4 protein-coding genes are annotated in these 3,964 nt (G+C 71.8%); all 4 read right to left on the bottom strand.

Annotated features, from left to right (window positions below):
- Positions 1 to 123: 123 nt before the first annotated feature.
- Positions 124 to 1,194 (bottom strand): ABC transporter ATP-binding protein, encoded by a 1,071-nt coding sequence (locus ACWCSD_RS49245; RefSeq protein ID WP_387678899.1) that lies wholly within the window; start codon positions 1,192 to 1,194, stop codon positions 124 to 126.
- Complete coding sequence (locus tag ACWCSD_RS49240) at positions 1,191 to 2,045, bottom strand: ABC transporter permease (protein ID WP_364336370.1); 855 nt, start codon at positions 2,043 to 2,045, stop codon at positions 1,191 to 1,193. Before ACWCSD_RS49240 ends, ACWCSD_RS49245 begins: the two co-directional genes overlap by 4 nt.
- Positions 2,033 to 2,857: an ABC transporter permease gene (locus ACWCSD_RS49235; RefSeq protein WP_352360635.1), complete on the bottom strand. Its 825-nt coding sequence runs from the start codon at positions 2,855 to 2,857 to the stop codon at positions 2,033 to 2,035. Before ACWCSD_RS49235 ends, ACWCSD_RS49240 begins: the two co-directional genes overlap by 13 nt.
- On the bottom strand, positions 2,854 to 3,964 hold a 1,111-nt coding region (locus ACWCSD_RS49230), incomplete at its 5' end, for an ABC transporter substrate-binding protein (RefSeq protein ID WP_449926206.1). The genes ACWCSD_RS49230 and ACWCSD_RS49235, both read right to left, overlap by 4 nt.

Here is a 3,964-nt window from a genome sequence, read left to right as displayed (position 1 = left end):
AGCGTGCCGTCCATGTCGAACAGGACCGCGTCCGGCATGCCGTCCAAGGAGGACGGGACCGCGTCCGGCATGCCGTCCGAAGAGGACGGGACCGCGCCGGACACGATCGCGTCGGCCGGCCTGTCAGGCATCGGCCGACAACACCGGCGCGGGCGCCGTCACCGTACGGGCGGCCACCAGCACCGGACGCTCCACCAGCCGGACCGTGACGCGGGCCCCCGCCCCCAGCCGGGCCGCCTCGTGCCCCGGCACGTCGGCCAGCACCTCGCCGCCCTCCAGCGACAGCCGCAGCCGCACCGAGGCCCCCCGGAAGGACGCGGCCAGCACCTCGGCGCGGCCGTCCGGGTCGGGCGTGACCCGGACGGCCTCGGGCCGGATCAGCACGTCCACGTCGGGCTCGGCGGGCGCCGGGCCGTCCACGGGAAGGAGCTGGCCGAGCACGGTGACGCCGTCCCCGGACAGCCGCCCGGCCAGGTGGTTCATGGCCCCGACGAACTCGGCGACGAACGGCGTGGCGGGCCGGTCGTAGACCTCGGCGGGCGGCCCGCACTGCTCCAGCCGTCCCTCGCGCAGCACCGCGACCCGGTCGGCGATCGACAGGGCCTCCTCCTGGTCGTGGGTGACGAAGACGGTGGTGATGCCGAGGTCGAGCTGCAACCGGCGGATCTCCTCGCGCAACGTCACCCGCACCTTGGCGTCGAGCGCCGACAGCGGCTCGTCGAGCAGCAGCACGCGCGGTTCGAGCGCGAGCGCGCGGGCCAGGGCGACGCGCTGCTGCTGGCCGCCGGAGAGCTGGTGCGGGAAACGGTCGGCGTGCGCGGGGAGACCGACGAGTTCGAGCAGCTCGGCGGCCCTGGCGTGCCGGACGGCCGCGGGCGCCTTGCGCACGCGCAGGCCGAAGGCCACGTTGTCGCGGGCGTTGAGGTTGGGGAAGAGCGAGTAGGACTGGAAGACCATCCCGGCGTCGCGCTTGTTGGCGGGCACGTTCGTGATGTCCTTGCCGTCCAGCAGCACCGCGCCGGAGTCGGGCCGCTCGAACCCGGCCACGCAGCGCAGCGCCGTCGTCTTGCCGCAGCCCGACGGCCCCAGCAGGGCGACGAACTCGCCGGGGGCGATGGTCAGGTCGAACCCGTCGAGCGCGACCGTCCTGCCGAACACCCGGCGCAGCCCGCGGAACTCCACCGCAGCGGTCATGATTTCTTCCTTCCACTGAAGACGGTGGAGACGGCGAGCAGCAACGCCCAGATCAGCAGCAGGCTGAGGATGGAGACCGCGACGGACAGCTGACCCTTGGAGCCGGAGACGGTCACGATCCAGACCGCGAACGGCTCGTAGCCGAGCAGGCTGGCCACCGTGTACTCGCCCAGCACCAGCGCGAGCGTCAGGAACGACGCGCTGGCCAGGGCCGAGCGCAGGTTCGGCACCACGACCCGCAGCAGCACGTGCGGCCAGGACGCGCCCAGGTTCCGGGCGGCCTCGACCAGCGTGCGCACGTCCATGGTGCGCAGCCCGGCGTCCAGCGAGCGGTAGACGAACGGCAGCACCAGCACGACGTAGGCGAGCACGAGCACGACGGGGAACCCCGGGTCCTGGATCGCGATCAGCGTGCCCCAGAACGGCGTCGGCGCCAGGATGTCGGCCCCGTCCCGCAACGACGTCGTCAGCCCGGCCACGAACGTGATCGGCGGCACCACCAGCGGCAGCGTGCACAGCACCTCCATCACCGGCCGCAGCCGCGGCGCGAACAGCCGTACGGCCAGCATCGCCGGCAGCGCCAGCAGCAGGACCAGCACGATCGTCGCGGCGGCCAGCGACAGCGACAGCAGCAGCGAGCGCGCGAAGCCCTCGGCCGTCAGCAGCTCGCCGTAGGCGGAGAACGACACCCCGGTGGCCGGGTTGTGCACCGTGTACCAGAGCGAGGCGCCGAGCGGGATCAGGAAGTAGGCCGCGGCCAGGGCGAACACCAGGCCGCGCCACCAGCGGGGCCGGGCGGGCGGTTTCGCCGCCGCCGCGGCGACGGGCTCCAGCCCGGTCAGCGCAGCCATCGGGAGCTCCTCCTCTGCAGCGGCAGGTAGATCGCCATCACCAGCCCGGCCACCACGATCATGTCCAGGCTGAGCGCCAGCGCGATGTTCTCGTAGCCGACCAGCACGTCACCGGTCAGCGCGCTGGCGATCTTCAGGGTGACCAGCGGCACGACGGTGCCCACCATGGCGTTGGCGGTCGCGTACGCCGAGAACGCCGACCCGAACAGCAGCACCACCCCGCCCAGCATCGCGGGCGCGAGCACCGGCAGCGCGACGAAGCGCCAGTAGTGCCAGGCGGTCGCGCCGCTGTTGGCGGCGGCCTCGCGCCACTGGGGCTTCAGCCCGTCCAGCGCGGGCGCCATGACCAGCACCATCAGCGGGATCGCGAAGTACAGGTAGACGATCGCCAGCCCCCAGAACGTGTACAACGACCCCGAGGGCAGCCCCACCAGGCCGCTGATCACGCCCGAGTTGCCCAGCGTGGCGATCCAGAAGAACGCCAGCGGCACCCCGCCGAAGTTGGCCAGCACGCCGGAGGCGGTCAGCACGGCCTCGCGCAGCAGCGTGAAGCGCGAGGTCACCACGGCGTAGGCGAGGAACGTGCCGAGGACGGCCCCGGCCAGCGCCACCACGGCCGACAGCTTGACGCTCCCGGCCATGGCGACGAGGTAACCGCCCTGCAGGCTCTGCGCGAGGTTGGCCAGGCTCGGCCGTCCCTGGACGGTGAAGGCCCCCGCGACCAGCGCGACCGCCGGGACCCCGAAGACGAGGGCGAAGAAGGCCAGCAGGGGCAGGGCGCCGGCCCAGCCCCTGGAACGCGGGCGGGTCATCCCGAGATCGCGGCGTCCCAGCCGCTGGCCAGCTTGGCCTTGGCCGCGTCGACCTGCTCGGGCGTGGGGAACTCGGGCGTGCCCTCGACCTGGGGCAGCTTCGCGGCCAGCGCCTTGTCCACCGTGCCGTCGGAGGTCATGGACGGCAGCAGCACCGGACGGGCGAAGCCCTTGAGGTAGAGGTTCTGGCCCTCGGCGCTGTAGAGGTACTCCTGCCACAGCCTGGCCGCCGCCGGGTGCGGGGCGTCCTTGTTGACGGCCTGGGCGTACATCTGGAAGTACTTGCCGTCGGTCGGCACGTTCACCTTCCAGTCGAGGCCCTTGGCGGCCATCTGGGGGGCGTAGGCGGCGTTGTTGTAGTCCCAGTCGATGCTGATCTGGGTCTCGCCCTTCTCGATGGTCGCCGGGGTCGTCTCGACCGGGTTGTAGTTGCCGGCGTCCTTGAGCTTCTTGAAGAAGTCGATGCCGGGCTGGATGTCGTCGAAGGAGCCGCCGCTGGCGATCGCGGCGGCGTACACGCCGGCGAAGGCCGAGCCGGACTTGGTCGGGTTGCCGTTCATCGCGACCTTGCCCTTGTACTCGGGCTTGAGCAGGTCGGCGTAGCTGGTCGGGCAGTTGGCGATCTTCTTGGCGTCGCAGCCGATCGAGACGTAGCCGCCGTAGTCGTTGGTCCAGAGCCCGGTCGGCTCCTTCTGACCCTCGGGGATCTTGTCGAACGACTGCACCTTGTACGGCGCGAACAGCCCTTCCTTGGCGCCGCTGATCGCGAACGACTGGCCGAGGTCGAGCACGTCGGGGGCGCGGTCCTGGCCCTTGCGGGTCTTGACGGCGTTGATCTCGTCCGCGCTGGCCGCGTCGGGCGTCTCGCTCTCGATCTTGATGCCGTACTTGGCCTCGAACGACTTGATGATCTCGCCGTAGTTGGCCCAGTCGGGCGGGAGCGCGATGACGTGGAGGTTGCCCTCCTTCTTGGCGGCCTCGACGAGCTTGTCGAAGCCGCCGAAGTCGGCGGCGGAGGCGGCGGTCGCCGCGTTCGCCCCGCCTTCGGCCGTCTTGGTGGTCTGCTGGCTGCTCGGGGCGGCGCCACACGCCGCGGTGACAACGGTA

This window comes from Nonomuraea sp. NPDC001684, assembly GCF_053596515.1.
The sequence above is the reverse complement of the archived record's forward strand: the minus strand, read 5'-3'. Positions and strand labels throughout refer to the sequence as shown.

Excerpts from the sequence above, each read along its gene's own strand:
- ACWCSD_RS49245 (WP_387678899.1), bottom strand. The coding sequence starts at position 1,194 with ATGACCGCTGCGGTGGAGTTCCGCGGGCTGCGCCGGGTGTTCGGCAGG.
- ACWCSD_RS49240 (WP_364336370.1), bottom strand. The coding sequence starts at position 2,045 with ATGGCTGCGCTGACCGGGCTGGAGCCCGTCGCCGCGGCGGCGGCGAAA.
- ACWCSD_RS49235 (WP_352360635.1), bottom strand. The coding sequence starts at position 2,857 with ATGACCCGCCCGCGTTCCAGGGGCTGGGCCGGCGCCCTGCCCCTGCTG.